The organism is Qipengyuania gelatinilytica (genome assembly GCF_019711315.1).
Taxonomy (GTDB): Bacteria; Pseudomonadota; Alphaproteobacteria; order Sphingomonadales; family Sphingomonadaceae; genus Qipengyuania; species Qipengyuania gelatinilytica.
Genome location: NZ_CP081294.1, coordinates 1,656,503 through 1,671,755 on the forward strand (window position 1 = coordinate 1,656,503; position 15,253 = coordinate 1,671,755).

Sequence of the window (15,253 nt, forward strand, 5' to 3'; positions counted from 1 at the left end):
GGGGCAAGACAATGAGAGAAGTACTGACCGTGCTGGTTGCGCTGCTGGCAGGCTTTGCCGGGGCGGCAATCTGGTCGCTGACCGGTGTGGGCAATGCGCAAACGCGCGAATACCTGCTCGAAAATCCCGATATCCTGCCCGAAATGGCGCGAGCCTATCAGGCGCAGGAGCAGCAGGACCGCCTTGCCTCGGTATCGGACGACGTGCGCGAGCCCTTCGCTGGTGCGGTTCTCGGTAACCCCAATGGTTCACGCACCCTCGTTAAATTCACCGATTACGCGTGCGGATACTGCCGCGCGAGCGTGGCCGATATCGATCGGCTGATCGCTGAAGACGCCGAATTGCGCGTGGTCATCCGCGAGTATCCGATCCTCGGCAGCGAGGCAGCGGCACGGATGGGCCTCGCCGCAGCACAGCAGGGCAAGTTCGACGCCTACTACCACGCGATGTTCGCATCCGGACCGCCGACGGCAGAAAGCATCAATGCCGCCGCGCAGGCAGCGGGGATCGACATGGAGGCAGCACAGGCCTTCGGCTCCAGCGCAGAGGCCACGGCTGAGCTCGAGCAGACCTTCGCCTATGCCCGCCAGTTGGGATTCTCGGGCACGCCGAGCTGGATTGCCGGTGGCGCGGCGTTCGAGGGCGCGGTCGGCTATGAGGAGCTCAAGGCCGCGGTGAGCGAAGCGGACAGTTGATCCGCCGCCTCATCCTCGTCCTTGGCGCGTTACTCGCCTCGCCGCTCGCGGCCGGGGAGAAGGATGCGCTGCGCGAATACCAGCAGCTCGAGGAGCAGCTGTTCACCGCTGGCTACAGGCTTGCGGTGGCCAATGCGCCATTCTGTGAAACCACCCTGCCCGCCAGCGGCTTCGCCATCCATGATGCCGCCTCCTACGGCCAGAGCGAGCAGGTGCGCGCAAATCTGGGCCTTCGCGGCGATATCGGCGTGCAGGCCGTCGTGGAAGGATCGCCGGCTGCCACAGCGGGGCTGAGGCAAGACGACACCATCCTCGCCATCGGCGGCCGCATGGTCGAGACCACCTGGCCGCCGACCAGGGAAGGGTGGCAGCGCACGCTGACCCTGATCGGCGCGATCGCCAGCGAGGGCGAGGACGGTACGCTCGACCTGATCGTCGCGCGTCCGGGGAGCGGGATGATCCGGCTCGCGATTCCGACGGTGCCGGCCTGCGCCTCGCGCTTCGAGGTGCTCGATACCGGCGACGAGGCATGGGCCGACGGCAAGCGCGTCGCGATGGGACGCAAATGGCCCCCCTTCTCCTACGGCGACGAGGACGCCTTCGCAGGTTCGGTCGCACACGAGCTCGCCCACAATCTCCTCGGGCACCTTGCAACCTTCGAGGATACGGGCCGCAAGCGTCGCCTCACCCGCCTGTCCGAACGCGATGCCGACCGCCTCATGCCGTGGCTGCTATGGAACGCGGGCTACGATCCGCGCGGCGCGGTCCGCTGGATGGAGCGATGGGGTCCGAAACATGGCGGCGGACTGCTGCGCAAACGCACGCATGACGGCTGGGACGAAAGGGTCGAATTCATCGAGGCCGAGATCGCCACGCTGGACGCGCTTGTTGCCGAGCACGGCTGGGAGCCGGGCCAAGCCGACTGGCGCACCTATTTCCGGCAGGAACTGGCCGAAAAGCTCGACCGCTAGGCGCTATTCCTCGATCGCGGCCTTGTACATCGAGGCCAGCGGCTTCTCCATCACACGCCGGACCATCGGCTCGAAGAATTCGAGGCTCTCGCTCTCGTAGTCGGGATCGAATGCGGACTGGTCGTATTTCTCGCAGAATTCCGCGCAGGCATCGAAATGCGGGCTGTCGCGGAATTTCTCGCGCAGATCCTTGTCCATGCCGAGGTGGTGGAAATAGTAATAGCCCTGGAAAGCGCCGTGGTTCTGGCAGATCCAGTGGATCTCCTCGGTCACGAAAGGCTTGATGATCGCCGCTGCCACTTCGGGATGGTTGTAGCTGCCCAGCGTATCGCCGATGTCGTGGAGCAGCGCCATGACCACATATTGTTCGCCGCGCCCGTCGCGATGCGCCCGAGTCGCGGTCTGGAGCGAATGTTCGAGGCGGTCGACGGGGAAACCGCCGAAATCGCCGTCGAGCAGCTTGAGATGCGTCAGCACGCGATCGGGCAAGTCCTTGGCAAACTCGCGATATTCCGCGCCGATGATCGCCCAGTCTTCCTTCGTGCCTTCCTTCATCTGGCGGAACTTGGCGCGCTCGCTAAGCGAATGGGCCAGGTTTTCGGGCTTGTTCATCTCTCTCTCCTTCTCCGCCATGCATAGTAGCGGCTGGCGCAAGGCGCTGCAATTGCGCTAGGGCCTTGGGCAATGGCCGTGTTGCCCCTCAGTCCGACGCCCTTCTTCGAGAACAAGAACAAGGCGTTCTGGAACCTCCAGCTGGCAGGCTGGGGCGGTGCCGCGCTGCTGCGCGCGATCTCTGCATTCGCCAACGGCCAGCCGCTCGACTTCCTGTTCATCATCCTGATCGCATCGATCACCGGCTTTTCGCTAAGCCTGATCCTGTCGGTCGCCTATCGCTATTTCATCATGCAGCGCCCGCTGGTGACCTGGGGTGCGACCGCGGCGACGCTGGTGGTCGCAGTCGGCGTCTATGCCTTCATCGACAGCTGGGTGCTCGAGCTCGCGCGCCCTCAGAGCGAGGCCGGCTTCGTCCGCCTGTTCGTGGGTATCTACTTCATCGACCTCACGCTGCTGGGCGCATGGTCGGCGCTTTATTACGCCATCAACTTCTTCCTGCAGGTAGAGCAGCAGGCCGACCGGCTCGAACGGCTCGAGGCACAGGCGACCAGCGCGCAGCTGGCCATGCTGCGGTACCAGCTCAATCCGCACTTCCTGTTCAACACGCTGAACTCGATCTCGACGCTGGTGCTCCTGAACCAGACCAAGCCCGCCAATGCGATGCTCACCCGCCTGTCGAGCTTCCTGCGCCATACGCTGATCACCCAGCCGGGCGGCAAGGTGACAGTCGCGCAGGAGGTGGAGACGCTGATGCTCTATCTCGATATCGAGCGCATGCGTTTCGAAGAGCGCCTGCAAACCGAATTCCGCGTCGAGGAAGCCGCCACCAAGGCGCAGATCCCCTCCATGCTGCTCCAGCCGCTGATCGAGAACGCGATCAAGTACGGCGTCAGCCCGCAGGAGGAAGGCGCGACCATTTCGCTGCTCGCGCAGATCGTCGGGCCGCGCCTGCGGATCACCGTTTCGGACACCGGCCCCGGCGTCGATGTCGGCGGCGTGGCCGATGACCTTCCGGCCGTGATGGCCACCCACAAGCGCCGCGATTCGACCGGCGTGGGGCTTGCCAACATTCGCGACCGGCTCGCGCAGGCCTATGGCGATGATCACCGCTTCGAAATCCGCTCCCCCGAAAATGGCGGATTCACCGTGCTGATCGAGATTCCGCACGAATTCGCCGACGCTGCGGAGCCGTCTGCCGAAGCGCGTTCGACAGGAGAGGTGAAACCGGCCAGCCCTTCGATCGTTGAATCCCCGAATCCCCCCCAGAAGGTAAGCCCGTTAAAATGACTATCCGAACGATCCTCGTCGATGATGAGAAGCTCGCTATCCAAGGCCTCCAGTTGAGGCTGGAACCGTTCGAGGACGTCGAGGTGATCGAGACTTGCCAGAACGGGCGCGAGGCGATCCGCGCGATCAAGACGCTGAAACCCGATCTCGTCTTCCTCGATATCCAGATGCCCGGCTTCGACGGTTTTTCGGTCGTCCAGGGCGTGATGGAGATCGATCCGCCGCTCTTCGTGTTCGTCACCGCCTTCCAGGAACATGCGATCCGCGCCTTCGAGGCCAATGCGGTCAACTACCTGATGAAGCCGGTCGACGAGGACAAGCTGGCCGACACGATCGAACGCGTGCGCCAGCGTCTCTCCGAGAAGAAGAGCAGCGAAGAGGCCGATCGCCTGCGCGGTGTCCTCTCCGAAGTCGCGCCCGAAGCGGCAAGCGACATGGAAGGCGACGATGCCGAGGCATCGGGCCGCTATGAAAAGCTCATCAATGTGAAGGACCGCGGCCAGATCTTCCGCGTCGAGGTCGACACAATCGAGCATATCGAGGCCGCCGGCGACTACATGTGCATCTACACCGGCGACAATTCGCTGATCCTGCGCGAGACGATGAAGGACCTCGAACGCCGCCTCGACCCGCGCACCTTCCAGCGCGTCCACCGCTCGACCATCGTCAATCTGGACCAGGTCCGGCAGGTCAAGCCGCACACCAACGGCGAATGCTTCCTCGTGCTCGACAGCGGCGCCGAGGTGAAGGTGAGTCGCAGCTATCGTGACGTCGTGGCGCGCTTCGTACACTGACTTGTTCTGCGCACCGACCTCCGTCGGCGCGTCCTCGCTAGAGGTGCAGCAAGCTGCACCCGCTGCGGGCGGGCGGTTGCCCTTGCCGGGCCTCCACCGGCCCGGTTAGGAGCACTGCATGACATTCAAACTGACCGGTTTCGATCTCGACCAATTCGTCTGCGACACGCTTGCCGAGGATCTCGGCGAGGGGCTGGCGGGCGGCGGGCATGATGTCACCAGCGAAAGCGTGATTCCGGCCGATGCGCGCTTTTCCGGGGTCATGGATACGCGCGATGCCATCCATGTTGCAGGACTGCCCGTGGCAGAGGCTTTCTTCCGTGCGCTCGACCCCGATATTCGGATCGACATCCTCGTCGATGAAGGTGCGCAGGTGCCCGCCGGGAGCGACCTCATGCGGCTGGAAGGCAATGCACGCGCCATGCTGACCGCCGAGCGCGCGGCACTCAACACCGTCCAGCACCTCTCGGGTATTGCGACCATGGTCGCCGAGTATGTGGCCGCCATGGACAATCCCGACTGCACCCTGCTCGATACGCGCAAGACCATTCCCGGGCTTCGCCACCTGGAGAAATACGCCGTGCGCATGGGTGGCGGGGCGAACCACCGGATGGGCCTGTGGGACGCCGCCATGATCAAGGACAACCACGTGCTTGTGGCCGGATCGGTGGGCGAGGCCGTCCGCCGTGCCATCGAGGCAGGCGTGAAGGACATCATCTGCGAAGTCGACCGCATCGACCAGATCGAACCGGCGCTCGAAGCGGGCGCGACCCGCCTGCTGCTCGACAACATGGAACCGCCCACCCTGCGCGAAGCGGTCGCGCTGGTGGCAGGCCGCGTGCCCACAGAGGCGAGCGGCGGCATCAACCTGCAGACAATCAAGGCGAAAGCCGCGACAGGCGTCGATTACGTGTCGGTCGGCAGACTTACCCAGAGCGCACCTGCCGCAGACATCGGTCTGGACTTTACCCCGCTCTGAATTTCGGGCAGCACGTCTGCGTGGGATCGTCGTTTGGAGGGAAGCAGGGGCGATGCGTCCAAGATCGATCAGGCTATTCGAAATGCTGTACCTCAGTGCGATCGCGCTGGTGGCGGCAAGTGCAATCTATGATTTCAGCGCGCTGATCGCCGCTGCGGAAGGGGACCTGTCGCGACGCGGGATCGACCCGACGACGCTGGTGATCGCGGGCATCGCTTTCACCGTTTTCCTGATGCTGGCGCTGTGGTTCATGGTCGCGCGGCTGCGGGTCGGCTTCGTGCGGTTCCTGCTCATCGCGCTGCTCGCCTGGCAGGCCTGGCCGCTGCCCCAGGCGCTTTCGAACGGCATCAGCGCCAGTGACGTAGTCGCCATTGCGACCATCGTGCTGCAGGCAATCGCGATCTTCTTCACTTTCACGCCCAGCGCACGCGCCTGGTTTTCAGGACCCGGTCCGGACATTCGTGATCAGATCTAGCGCTTTCGCCGCAGGACTGGCGCTGGCCAGCCTGCCCGCGATCGCACAGGCGCAGGCGTACCAGTGCGCACTCCCGCAGCGCGCCACCGTGCCCGAAGTACGCAGCGAGGCGCCGCGGCAGCTGCCCGTGACAGGCTATACGCTGGCGCTGAGCTGGGCGCCCGAATACTGCCGCTTTCGCGAGAACAGCCGCCGCGATGCACGCCAGTGCTCGGGCGAGAACGGGCGCTTCGGTTTCGTGGTCCACGGCCTGTGGCCCGACAGCGGGCGCAGCTGGCCGCAATGGTGCGGAGGTAGCGACATGCGCGCAGTCGAATTGCGCAAGAACCTCTGCATCAGCCCCGATGCCCGCCTGATCGCGCGCCAGTGGGAGAAGCACGGCACTTGCATGGCGCGCCGTCCGTCGACCTACCTCAAGGTCACCCGCATCCTCTACAATGGCCTGCAATGGCCCGACTTCGTGCGCATCAGCCGCGAGGACGACCTGACCGCCGGCACCATCCGCACGCGTTTTGCCGATGCCAACCCGGGCTGGTTTCCCGAGGCGGTCGGCGTGGTGCTCGACGAGCACGGATGGCTGGAGGAGTTACGCCTCTGCTACGACAAGCGCTTCATGCCCAAGGCTTGCGACCGTAGGCGCTTCGGAGCGCGCGATGACGAGGCAGCGAAGATCTGGCGGGGGCTGTAATGATGAAATTCTTCGGACCGTTCTCAATTGCCGCGCTTGGCGCTTTGACTGCGACAAACTCTAAAGCCGAGAAAGGCTGCGAAACATACCCTCCTGAAGCCACCGTCTATGGCTCTTGCGATTTGGCAGAGGCGGGAGAAGAGCCCTTGTGGCGGGGGTTGCCGGAAGGAATAGAAGAAGTCTCACGCTACGCTTTCATAGACGGGCGCGGCTTTTTCTGGGTGTCGGTAACCGTCACACAGAATACCAACGGAACGGCAAACCTTCGCGTTGTCGGCACCAAGCGCAGGACCACCATACAGACTCGACCGAGAAAACGCCGCGAAGTGAGCCGAGAGCTTACGCCTCAAGAAGTGGCGACGTTGCGCAAGTTGGCCGAGGATACAGGAACCTTTGATTTCGAAATCGGCAGCTGGGACGAAGCGGATGCCATCTACCTGCATTGTCAGACGCTTCAGATGGAACGCGCGAACTCGAATGGGTATCGCTTTTCTTCTGCAAGTATAAGTTGCAACAGGCCAGCGAAACTTGTCCCGCTCGTAGAGGAAATCGCGCGCTTGGCTGGATTGGAACTCGATGGGGCGATCTATCATTAGCCGTTTGATCACCGCCGCACCTTAAAGAATTCACGCAACAACTTAGCCGCCCGCGCCTCGCCCATGCCCGAATAAACCTCGGGCCGGTGCAGGCATTGCTCCTGCTCGAATATGCGCCCGCCATGTTCGACTGCGCCACCCTTGGGGTCGCTCGCGCCGTAGTAGAGCTTGCCGATCCGCGCATGGACGATGGCGCCCGCGCACATGGCGCAGGGCTCCAGCGTCACCCATAGCTCGCAATCGGTGAGGCGTTCCTGCCCCAGCGCCTCGGCAGCGCGGCGAATCGCGAGGATTTCGGCATGGGCGGTGGGATCGCAAGTGTCCCGCGGAGCATTATGCGCCTCGGCAATCACCTCCCCGCCCCGCGTCACGACAGCGCCCACGGGCACTTCGCCCGCTGCCGCGCTGGCTTCCGCCAGTTCGAGCGCGCGCTTCATCGGTTGCGGTAATGTCCAGCCTGTCATACCAGCGCCTCGCTAGCCCGCAGGCTTCGGGGGCGCAACGTGCTTGACGATTCGCACCCTCGCCGCTATGCGCGCCGCTTTCCGGGAATAATGAGCCCCGCACCGCTTGACGCGGCCAAGGGAACTCGCCCGCCCATTCGAACGAAGAGACTTATCATGTCGCGTATTTGCGAACTCACCGGCAAGGGCCGCCAGGTCGGCAACAATGTGAGCCACGCCAACAACAAGACCAAGCGCGTCTTCCTGCCGAACCTGCAGAACGTCACGCTGATGAGCGAAAAGCTGGACCGCAGCTTCAAGTTCCGCGTTTCGACGCAGGGCCTGCGTTCGGTCGAGCACAATGGCGGCCTCGACAACTGGCTGATGAAGACCAGCGACGAGAAGCTTTCGGCCAACGCGCTCAAGGTGAAGCGCGAGCTGAAGAAGGCCGCAGCCGCTTCCTAAGCGATTGCGGCGCTTCGGCGCTGTTCCTTTCGGGATCATCAAAAGGCGCGTGGGGACTACCTGCGCGCCTTTTGCCGTGCCTGATCACCGCTGACGTCCCACACGAGCTTGAGCAGCAGGGTGCGCTGGTAGCTGGCAAAATTGTCGTCGGAGATCAGCCACAGGGCCCAGCTACCGCCCTCGTCGGTCACCGCGAGACCCTCGTAATTCTCGGTCGGGAAGGGGTCGTCGATCCGCGCCAGGACCGTGCTGGGCAGGACCTCGTCCTTCACGATAGCGGCGGGGTCCGCGATCACGAGCATGGTGGGAAAGTCCAGCGGGAAGCCCAGCCGCCAGCCGCGCAGCAGCACCACCATCTTGCCATTGGGCAGCAAGGATGCGTCCGAAGGACGGTATCCCGCGCGCCCCTGGAACACGAAGCGCGTTGGCTTGGCTCCCGAAGTGGGATCGGACGGGAAAAGCAGCGCCTCGTGGAGGCCGTCAGCCAGGGCGCGCTCTTCGATCACGACGAAGCGCCCGTCCTTCAGCCGTACCAGCGATTCGGGGCCCGAATTGCCGCCCCAGTCCTTCATTTCGTCGGGACGGACCTGCGCACGCATTTGCAGGCCGGGGGCAAAGCGGATGATCTGCTGCGCCCATTCGAGCCCCGCCCAGACCTCTCCGGTACGGGGGTCGAAGGTCAGCGATTCGACATCGACATGGCTTTTGTCGGCGCGCTCGAAGTTGAGGAACTTGTCGAGCCGCGGTTCGCTCGAACTTCGGTCGGGACGCGGCAGGTGCATCAGCCTGCCGGCATCGGTCGCGGCGAGGAACTCGTCCTTCTTCCACGCGATCAACGCCGAATAGCCACCGAAGTGATCGTTCGGGCTCGACAATTCCCAGGAAGAATCGAGCACCAGCGGCCCCGACCGGGCAGGCGCAATCTCGATCCGCTCGATCGTCACGGGCGAGTTATAGTCGGGAGGCGGGATTTCGCTGCGCACGAAGGTCCCCGGCGCAAGGGTAAGGGCCAGCAGGCAGGCAAGGAGTATCCGCTTCACGCGCATGGCTGTGGCGCAGCTAGTCTGTCGCTTTGCTGAGCGAAAGGGGCGTCACGGCATCGGGGGCAGGAACAGCAGCGGATCGAGGCGGCTGTCGCGCCACATCAGGCTCCAGTGCAGGTGCGGACCGGTCGCGCGTCCCGAGGCGCCGACATTGCCGAGCAGCTGGCCCTGCTCGACTTTATCTCCCTCGGCAACGGCAAGCCGCGACATGTGGATGAAGGCGCTGTTGAGGCCCGCTCCGTGGTCGAGGATCACGATCCCGCCTTCGAGGCTGAAGCCGGTGCGCGCGAGCACCACGACACCATCAGCAGGAGCCACGAAGGGCACGCCATTGCCCGGCGCGATATCGAGGCCCGAGTGGTAGCTGCCCGGTTCGCCGCGATAGATGCGCTGGCGGCCGAACCGGCCCGAGATACGCCCCGTGACCGGCCAGATGAATTGCTGCTTCCAACCTTGCGCACCCGTCTCCTTCGCGCGCGCATCGCGAATCGCCAGCCATTCGGGCTCGCGCTTGGCCCACCATTCCTCGCTGCTGCCGGAGGGCCGCTTGGCGACATTGACGCGTTCGATATCCCATTGGCGCGAGGCGATTGTCACCGTCTGGCTTGCCGTCTGCCCATCGACCTGCGTGAAGGCGAGCTCGAGGGTATTTGCGGCATCCCGATCGATTCCGACGAAGAAGCTCTTGCCCTTCGGATCGAATAGGATCGGCTCGCCATCGGCGGTGATCGAAGAGATGTTGGCATCTGCCGTTCCGCGAATCCAGCCGCCCTGCTCGAATTCGCCTGACAACAAGGCCTTTCGGGGGGGCAATAGCGCAATGCGCGATCCGTAATGAACCTGATCCTCGATCGTGGTCAGGACTTGCGCCTCGCCTGTCCCGCTCGCGGCTGGCGCGGCAATTTCGGCCGGAGATTGCTGGGCGGTGGAGGCAGGCACACAGGCTGCCAATGCGAGGAAATGGAGAGGCGCGACCCGGCGCAGGATCACAGCTTCAGGCGCTCGGTCGCCAGTTCGGCGCTGGCATAGGCCTCCTGGTACTCGACCGACCAGTAACGCAGCTCGTCCAGCGCGATCGGCACGCCGCTTGCCGCGCAGAAGACGTGCTGGCCGCCGCGCAGCACGCGAAAGCCATTGGGACCATATTGCAGCTTGGCCTCGCCCGAAGCGGGGCCGGAATCCTTGTTCATCAGCATGGGATGCCTCTTAGCAGGCCGTGTCTATCCGAACAAATCATCCTGCGCAGGCGGCAATCCCTTTTCCGGTGACTTGCGGCGCGGTGCGGGTGTGGGCGCGGGGCGAGGCGTATCGCCGGTCGAGACATCGAGTTCACCATCACGGAACTTGAGCGTGAGCGCCGGATGCTTTGCCGCCTGCACTCGGTCAGTCACAGTCCCCTCAGGCCCGATCACCCGCGCATAACCGCGCTTGAGCACATTGTCGGGATCGAGCGAGGTCATCAGCCGCGCCACCGCCGCAAGCCGCTCTCCGGCCTGCTGCACCCTGCTCTTGAGCAAGGGAGCGTTGAGCCGCGCCTTGTCTCCCTGGAGCCGCTCGCGTGCCCGTGCCGCCTTGTCGCGCAGACCATTGCCAAGCCGCATGGCGATATCGTCGAGCCTCTGGCCCTGCGGCTGGAGCAAGGTCTCGGGCGTTGGCAACCGTTCCGCACGCGCCTGCAGCCGTTCGCGTCCCAGCTGGACGGGGCGCAGGATGGCGCGCTTGGTCCGGCTTGCGAAATCATCGAGCGTGGCTGCGAGTTCGGCGCGCACCGGCACCGCGATCTCGGCCGCTGCGGTGGGTGTCGGCGCACGGCGGTCGGAGGCAAAATCGACCAGCGTCGTGTCGGTTTCGTGCCCCACCGCGCTGATCGTCGGGATGGAGCATTCGGCGACGGCGCGCACCACGACTTCCTCGTTGAAGCTCCACAAGTCCTCGATCGATCCGCCGCCGCGCGCGACGATGACGAGGTCTGGACGGTCCGGATGACCCTCGGGCAGGCCGGAGAACCCGCGCACCGCGCCCGCGACCTGCTCGGCAGCGCCCTGCCCCTGCACCAGCACGGGCCACACGATCACACGGCTGGGGAAGCGGTCGGCCAGCCGGTGGAGGATATCGCGGATCACCGCACCGGTCGGCGAGGTCACCACGCCGATTGTCTTCGGGAGGAAGGGCAGCGGGCGCTTGCGGCGCTCGTCGAACAGCCCTTCAGCCTGCAGCCGTGCCTTGGTCTTTTCCAACAAGGCCAGCAGCGCGCCTTCGCCTGCCAGTTCCATCCGCTCGACGACGATCTGGTATTTGGATCGGCCCGGATAGGTGGTCAGCTTGCCGCTGGCGACGACCTCCAGACCGTCTTCCGGCTGGAACGGCAGGCGCTGCGTATTACCGCGCCACATGACTGCATCGATGACTGCCTTCTCGTCCTTGAGGCTGGCGTAGAGATGGCCCGATGCGGCGCGCTTCACACCCGACAACTCACCGCGCAGGCGCACGAAGCCGAACCGATCCTCGACCGTGCGCTTCAATATATTGGAGATTTCGCTCACCGACAGCGGCTCGGCGTTGTCGCCGGCGCGCGACCTCGCTACCAACCCGTCATTGTTGTCATCCGGTGGGAAATTTGCAGCCATGAATATCCTTTTGCTCGGCAGCGGCGGGCGCGAACATGCTCTGGCATGGAAGCTGGCGCAATCTCCTTCCTGCGACAAGCTGTGGGCGAGCCCGGGCAATCCCGGAATGGAAGAATGCGCAGAGTGCGTCGCGCTCGATAGCAGTGACCATGACGCAGTCGTCGCGTTCTGCGGCGAAAACGACATCGGCCTCGTGGTGATCGGACCCGAGGTCCCGCTGGTGGAAGGACTTGCCGATAGCCTGCGCGCGGCAGGCATCCGTGCCTTCGGTCCGTCCAAGGCCGCCGCGCAGCTCGAAGGCAGCAAGGCCTTCACCAAGGAGCTGTGCGAGCGCGCGAAGATCCCCACCGCCAGGTTCATCCGCTGCACCTCACTCGAGGCAGCATGGGGCGCGCTCAAGAAATTCGACGCGCCTTTCGTGCTCAAGGCCGACGGGCTCGCCGCGGGCAAGGGCGTGGTGATCGCCGAAACCCGCGAGGACGCGCAGGAAGCGCTGTCCGAAATGTTCGACGGCAAGTTCGGAAGCGCAGGCGCCGAGGTGGTGATCGAACAGTTCCTGACCGGCGAGGAAGCCAGCTTCTTCGCGCTGACCGATGGCGAGACCATCGTGCCGCTCGCCAGCGCGCAGGACCACAAGCGCGTGGGCGATGGCGACGAAGGTCCCAACACGGGCGGCATGGGCGCCTATTCGCCCGCCCCGGTGCTGACCGACGCGCTGCGCGAGCAGGCGATGCGCGAGATCATCGAGCCGACCGTGCGCACCATGCGCGAAGAAGGCATGCCCTATTCGGGCGTGCTCTATGCCGGGCTGATGCTGACGAAATCCGGCCCGCAGCTGATCGAATACAACGTCCGCTTTGGCGATCCCGAATGCCAGGTGCTGATGATGCGGCTCGAAAGCGATCTCGTCGAACTCATGCTGGCCTGCGCCGAGGGGCGTCTCGGTGAGATCGAGACGCCGAAAATGTCGGACGACTTCGCGCTGACAGTGGTGATGGCGGCCGAGCGCTATCCCGGCACGCCCAAGAAGGGCGGCAGCATCGATCTGGGCGAGGCCGAGGCAAACGGCGCCAAGGTCTTCCACGCCGGTACGAAGCGCGATGGGGAAACGCTAGTCGCCAACGGAGGCCGCGTCCTCAACGTAACCGCCCGCGGCGCCAGCGCCACCGAAGCCCAGACACGCGCCTACGAAGCGGTCGATGCCATCGACTTCGCAGACGGCTTCTGCCGCCGCGACATCGGCCAGCGCGAGGTGCGCAGGGAACGGCATGGGTGATCTACAGTCGGGAATGTCAGCTAGCGCGCATCTTGGTCAGTAGCTGGTAGGACTGAAATTGGGTGGAAAGCGGTCATTCGAGCGAACTGCAATCGCTAATGCTAAGCCAGCGCCTTGTCCCCTCCTCCCTTATGTGACAACGTCAAAGTCAAATCAGGGAGGGGTGTCTGATGAAATTTGTTGCTCTTATACTTGCGTTCGTTCTTACAGGTTGCGCGATAACGGGCGCCGACAATGGCGCTGAGCGAGATAACGTCATCGTCAGCACTTCGGAGCCGGCCGAAGGACAACTTGCACCCGAGCGGCTAGTCTATCGGCGTTTCGGTGATGAAACGCTCTCTGCCTTCTTGTTCGAACCGGATGCAACAGAAACCAGCGATACCGCTATTCTTCTTTTTCATGGCGGAGGATATTTTACGGGAAGTCCGCAATCCACTTTCATGGCGGCGAACGCCTTTGCCTCGGCAGGTATTACGTCAATTTCGATCCAATATCGATTAGCAGATGAAAATAATACGCCTATCGAGGCGCTATCCGACGCCTGCCACGCATTACAATGGGTGCGCGGAGATGAGCGCTTCAATCACATCGACGACGAGAAGATAGCACTCTTCGGCATCTCGGCGGGCGCGCACCTAGCGGCCAATTTGGTTACGCACGGGTGCGAGAACCCAATCGCACCTCCTTCCGCTTTGCTGCTCAGCTCGGCAAGTGTTGAGGTGATGAGCTTTGCTGATCGCTTTACGAGCCTTCTTCACAATAGGGCAGAACCAAAGGCCCACTCCCCTTTGCACAACATGAAAACTGCTCTTCCTCCGACTGCGATGGCGCATGGTAAGATGGATCGATTGGCACCGATCGCCACAGTCGAGGAATTCTGCGCGCGCCAGATCAAGCTTGGCGGGAAATGCGAATTGATGCGTTTCCCAGCTAGGGGGCATTTGATGTCTCGAAGCCTAGAACAACAAACCCCAGGCCCAGGCTTCGATCCGGATCTTTCTGACCTCGCCGAAAGCTATGATTTTTTCATCAGGTTCCTTCAGGAAAACAGCGGTTGAAGAACCTGAACACATCGCTTTCTGCTATGACCGCAATCGGGTCGTTAGCTGAAATTCCGCTTGCGGCCAAAACAGGCGCAAAACTGCCATCTCCCTCAACCCAGCGAAACGTGCCGCTTCAAGTGATGGTCCACGCTGCCGAATTCGCTTTCGAAAATCGTCAGGCGCTTGAAATAATGACCGATCGCGTATTCGTCGGTCACGCCGTTGCCGCCGTGGATCTGGACTGCTTCCTGCCCGACGAACCTCGCCGACTGGCCGACGCCGACCTTGGCTGCTGAGGCCGCGCGCTTGCGCTCCTTTTCGCCGGCGTCGAGCTTGATCGTGGCGAGATAGGTCAGCGACACCGCGGTTTCGTAGGCGGTGTACATGTCGACCATGCGGTGCTGGAGCACCTGGAACTTGCCGATCGGCACGCCGAACTGCTTGCGCTGCTTGGAATATTCGAGCGTCATCGCATTGGCGACCTTCATCGCGCCGCAGGCTTCGGCGCAGTGGGCGGCGATGGCTTCGTCGGTGACCTGTTCGATCAGCGGCAGGGCAGCGCCTTCCTCGCCGATCAGCGCGTCTGCGGGGACCGAGACGTTCTCGAAATAGACTTCCGAGGCGCGGCGGCCGTCGACGGTCTCGTAATCGCGCGTCGTGATGCCGTTGGTGCTCTTGTCGACGATGAAGACGCTCACGCCTTCGGCATCGCGGCGCCCGCCGCCGGTGCGTGCGGTGACGACAAGGTGGCTCGCCCATGGCGCGCCGATGACGACGGCCTTATGGCCATTGAGGACATAGCTGTCCCCGTCCTTCTTCGCTGTGGTTTCGAGGTCGGCGTAATTGTAGCGCCCGCGCGGCTCGGCATAGGCGAAAGCGAACACACGGCTGCCGTCGATGATGGCCGAGAGGTGCTCCTCGCGCTGCGCTTCGCTGCCGGCGTGCTTCAGGAAGCCGCCTGCGCAGACAACGGTCGGGACGAAAGGCTCGACCACGAGGCCCTTGCCGAATTCCTCCATCACAATCATCGCATCGACCGCGCCGCCGCCGAAGCCGCCGACTTCCTCGCTGAAAGGCATGCCAAGGATGCCGAGTTCGGCCAGCTGCGCCCAGATTTCGGGCCGCCAACCCGCCTCGCTTTCGATAGCCTTGCGGCGCGTTTCCCAGTCGTATTGTTCCCTGACAAGGCGCGACAGGCCGTCGCGAACCATGTCCTGTTCTTCGGTGAAGTTGAAATCCACGGGTCTCTCTCCGCT

General features: G+C 63.6%; 18 protein-coding genes. 11 read left to right on the forward strand and 7 right to left on the reverse strand.

Annotated elements, in window-relative coordinates; translation table 11 throughout:
- Positions 1–11 precede the first annotated feature (11 nt).
- Both K3136_RS08215 and K3136_RS08220 read left to right on the forward strand, forming a co-directional pair.
- Complete coding sequence (locus K3136_RS08215; protein ID WP_221429846.1) at positions 12–695, forward strand: DsbA family protein; 684 nt, start codon at positions 12–14, stop codon at positions 693–695.
- Entirely contained in the window at positions 692–1,666 is a 975-nt protein-coding gene (locus K3136_RS08220) for a M48 family metallopeptidase (RefSeq protein ID WP_221429847.1), read from the forward strand. The genes K3136_RS08215 and K3136_RS08220 overlap by 4 nt, the downstream gene beginning before the upstream one ends.
- Before the next feature lie 3 nt (positions 1,667–1,669).
- Here K3136_RS08220 and K3136_RS08225 read toward each other — a convergent pair whose 3' ends face one another.
- Positions 1,670–2,278, reverse strand: a complete 609-nt coding sequence (locus K3136_RS08225; RefSeq protein ID WP_221429848.1) for an HD domain-containing protein — start codon at positions 2,276–2,278, stop codon at positions 1,670–1,672.
- A 72-nt stretch (positions 2,279–2,350) separates the two neighbouring features.
- Between K3136_RS08225 and K3136_RS08230 the strand changes: the two genes are divergently transcribed.
- The 6 genes from K3136_RS08230 to K3136_RS08255 all read left to right on the forward strand — a co-directional run bounded on the left by K3136_RS08230 (position 2,351) and on the right by K3136_RS08255 (position 7,100).
- Entirely contained in the window at positions 2,351–3,568 is a 1,218-nt protein-coding gene (locus K3136_RS08230; protein WP_221429849.1) for a sensor histidine kinase, read from the forward strand.
- Entirely contained in the window at positions 3,565–4,362 is a 798-nt protein-coding gene (locus K3136_RS08235) for a LytR/AlgR family response regulator transcription factor (RefSeq protein WP_221429850.1), read from the forward strand. Before K3136_RS08230 ends, K3136_RS08235 begins: the two co-directional genes overlap by 4 nt.
- A 118-nt stretch (positions 4,363–4,480) precedes the next feature.
- Positions 4,481–5,341 carry a carboxylating nicotinate-nucleotide diphosphorylase gene (nadC, locus tag K3136_RS08240; RefSeq protein ID WP_221429851.1) on the forward strand — a complete coding sequence of 287 codons (861 nt, stop codon included), beginning with the start codon at positions 4,481–4,483 and terminating at the stop codon, positions 5,339–5,341.
- Between the two features lie 82 nt (positions 5,342–5,423).
- On the forward strand, positions 5,424–5,816 hold the full coding sequence (locus tag K3136_RS08245) for a hypothetical protein (RefSeq protein WP_221429852.1): 393 nt from the start codon (positions 5,424–5,426) through the stop codon (positions 5,814–5,816).
- Positions 5,803–6,504: a ribonuclease T2 family protein gene (locus K3136_RS08250; RefSeq protein ID WP_221429853.1), complete on the forward strand. Its 702-nt coding sequence runs from the start codon at positions 5,803–5,805 to the stop codon at positions 6,502–6,504. The genes K3136_RS08245 and K3136_RS08250 overlap by 14 nt, the downstream gene beginning before the upstream one ends.
- Complete coding sequence (locus K3136_RS08255; RefSeq protein WP_221429854.1) at positions 6,504–7,100, forward strand: hypothetical protein; 597 nt, start codon at positions 6,504–6,506, stop codon at positions 7,098–7,100. The genes K3136_RS08250 and K3136_RS08255 overlap by 1 nt, the downstream gene beginning before the upstream one ends.
- An 8-nt stretch (positions 7,101–7,108) precedes the next feature.
- On the opposite strand, the gene K3136_RS08260 is transcribed toward K3136_RS08255, so the two are convergent.
- On the reverse strand, positions 7,109–7,564 hold the full coding sequence (locus K3136_RS08260) for a nucleoside deaminase (protein ID WP_221429855.1): 456 nt from the start codon (positions 7,562–7,564) through the stop codon (positions 7,109–7,111).
- 156 nt (positions 7,565–7,720) lie between these two features.
- Here K3136_RS08260 and rpmB point away from each other — a divergent pair, with 156 nt between their 5' ends.
- Positions 7,721–8,008, forward strand: coding sequence for a 50S ribosomal protein L28 (rpmB, locus tag K3136_RS08265; protein WP_006832776.1), 288 nt, complete (start codon positions 7,721–7,723; stop codon positions 8,006–8,008).
- Between the two features lie 56 nt (positions 8,009–8,064).
- Here rpmB and K3136_RS08270 read toward each other — a convergent pair whose 3' ends face one another.
- Genes K3136_RS08270 through xseA form a run of 4 tightly spaced genes read right to left on the reverse strand, consistent with a single transcriptional unit; the run spans position 8,065 to position 11,678 of the window.
- Positions 8,065–9,048, reverse strand: coding sequence for an esterase-like activity of phytase family protein (locus K3136_RS08270; RefSeq protein WP_221429856.1), 984 nt, complete (start codon positions 9,046–9,048; stop codon positions 8,065–8,067).
- 51 nt (positions 9,049–9,099) lie between these two features.
- Entirely contained in the window at positions 9,100–10,041 is a 942-nt protein-coding gene (locus tag K3136_RS08275; RefSeq protein ID WP_247711312.1) for a M23 family metallopeptidase, read from the reverse strand.
- Entirely contained in the window at positions 10,038–10,247 is a 210-nt protein-coding gene (locus K3136_RS08280; RefSeq protein WP_221429857.1) for a DUF2093 domain-containing protein, read from the reverse strand. Before K3136_RS08280 ends, K3136_RS08275 begins: the two co-directional genes overlap by 4 nt.
- Positions 10,248–10,271: 24 nt before the next feature.
- Positions 10,272–11,678: an exodeoxyribonuclease VII large subunit gene (gene xseA, locus K3136_RS08285; RefSeq protein ID WP_221429858.1), complete on the reverse strand. Its 1,407-nt coding sequence runs from the start codon at positions 11,676–11,678 to the stop codon at positions 10,272–10,274.
- On the opposite strand from xseA, the gene purD reads away from it, so the two are divergent.
- Both purD and K3136_RS08295 read left to right on the forward strand, forming a co-directional pair.
- Complete coding sequence (gene purD / locus K3136_RS08290) at positions 11,677–12,954, forward strand: phosphoribosylamine--glycine ligase (protein WP_221429859.1); 1,278 nt, start codon at positions 11,677–11,679, stop codon at positions 12,952–12,954. The genes xseA and purD overlap by 2 nt on opposite strands.
- A 170-nt stretch (positions 12,955–13,124) precedes the next feature.
- Complete coding sequence (locus K3136_RS08295; protein ID WP_221429860.1) at positions 13,125–14,012, forward strand: alpha/beta hydrolase; 888 nt, start codon at positions 13,125–13,127, stop codon at positions 14,010–14,012.
- A gap of 95 nt (positions 14,013–14,107) precedes the next feature.
- Here the strand turns inward: K3136_RS08295 and K3136_RS08300 are convergent, their stop codons facing one another.
- Positions 14,108–15,238 carry an acyl-CoA dehydrogenase family protein gene (locus tag K3136_RS08300; RefSeq protein WP_221429861.1) on the reverse strand — a complete coding sequence of 377 codons (1,131 nt, stop codon included), beginning with the start codon at positions 15,236–15,238 and terminating at the stop codon, positions 14,108–14,110.
- Positions 15,239–15,253: the final 15 nt, after the last annotated feature.

What these genes read in the sequence shown, in the direction of transcription:
- K3136_RS08215 (WP_221429846.1), top strand. Translation starts at nt 12, where the DNA reads ATGAGAGAAGTACTGACCGTGCTGGTTGCGCTGCTGGCAGGCTTTGCC.
- K3136_RS08225 (WP_221429848.1), bottom strand. Translation starts at nt 2,278, where the DNA reads ATGAACAAGCCCGAAAACCTGGCCCATTCGCTTAGCGAGCGCGCCAAG.
- K3136_RS08230 (WP_221429849.1), top strand. Translation starts at nt 2,351, where the DNA reads ATGGCCGTGTTGCCCCTCAGTCCGACGCCCTTCTTCGAGAACAAGAAC.
- K3136_RS08235 (WP_221429850.1), top strand. Translation starts at nt 3,565, where the DNA reads ATGACTATCCGAACGATCCTCGTCGATGATGAGAAGCTCGCTATCCAA.
- nadC (WP_221429851.1), top strand. Translation starts at nt 4,481, where the DNA reads ATGACATTCAAACTGACCGGTTTCGATCTCGACCAATTCGTCTGCGAC.
- K3136_RS08245 (WP_221429852.1), top strand. Translation starts at nt 5,424, where the DNA reads ATGCTGTACCTCAGTGCGATCGCGCTGGTGGCGGCAAGTGCAATCTAT.
- K3136_RS08255 (WP_221429854.1), top strand. Translation starts at nt 6,504, where the DNA reads ATGATGAAATTCTTCGGACCGTTCTCAATTGCCGCGCTTGGCGCTTTG.
- K3136_RS08260 (WP_221429855.1), bottom strand. Translation starts at nt 7,564, where the DNA reads ATGACAGGCTGGACATTACCGCAACCGATGAAGCGCGCGCTCGAACTG.
- rpmB (WP_006832776.1), top strand. Translation starts at nt 7,721, where the DNA reads ATGTCGCGTATTTGCGAACTCACCGGCAAGGGCCGCCAGGTCGGCAAC.
- K3136_RS08280 (WP_221429857.1), bottom strand. Translation starts at nt 10,247, where the DNA reads ATGCTGATGAACAAGGATTCCGGCCCCGCTTCGGGCGAGGCCAAGCTG.
- purD (WP_221429859.1), top strand. Translation starts at nt 11,677, where the DNA reads ATGAATATCCTTTTGCTCGGCAGCGGCGGGCGCGAACATGCTCTGGCA.
- xseA (WP_221429858.1), bottom strand. Translation starts at nt 11,678, where the DNA reads ATGGCTGCAAATTTCCCACCGGATGACAACAATGACGGGTTGGTAGCG.
- K3136_RS08295 (WP_221429860.1), top strand. Translation starts at nt 13,125, where the DNA reads ATGAAATTTGTTGCTCTTATACTTGCGTTCGTTCTTACAGGTTGCGCG.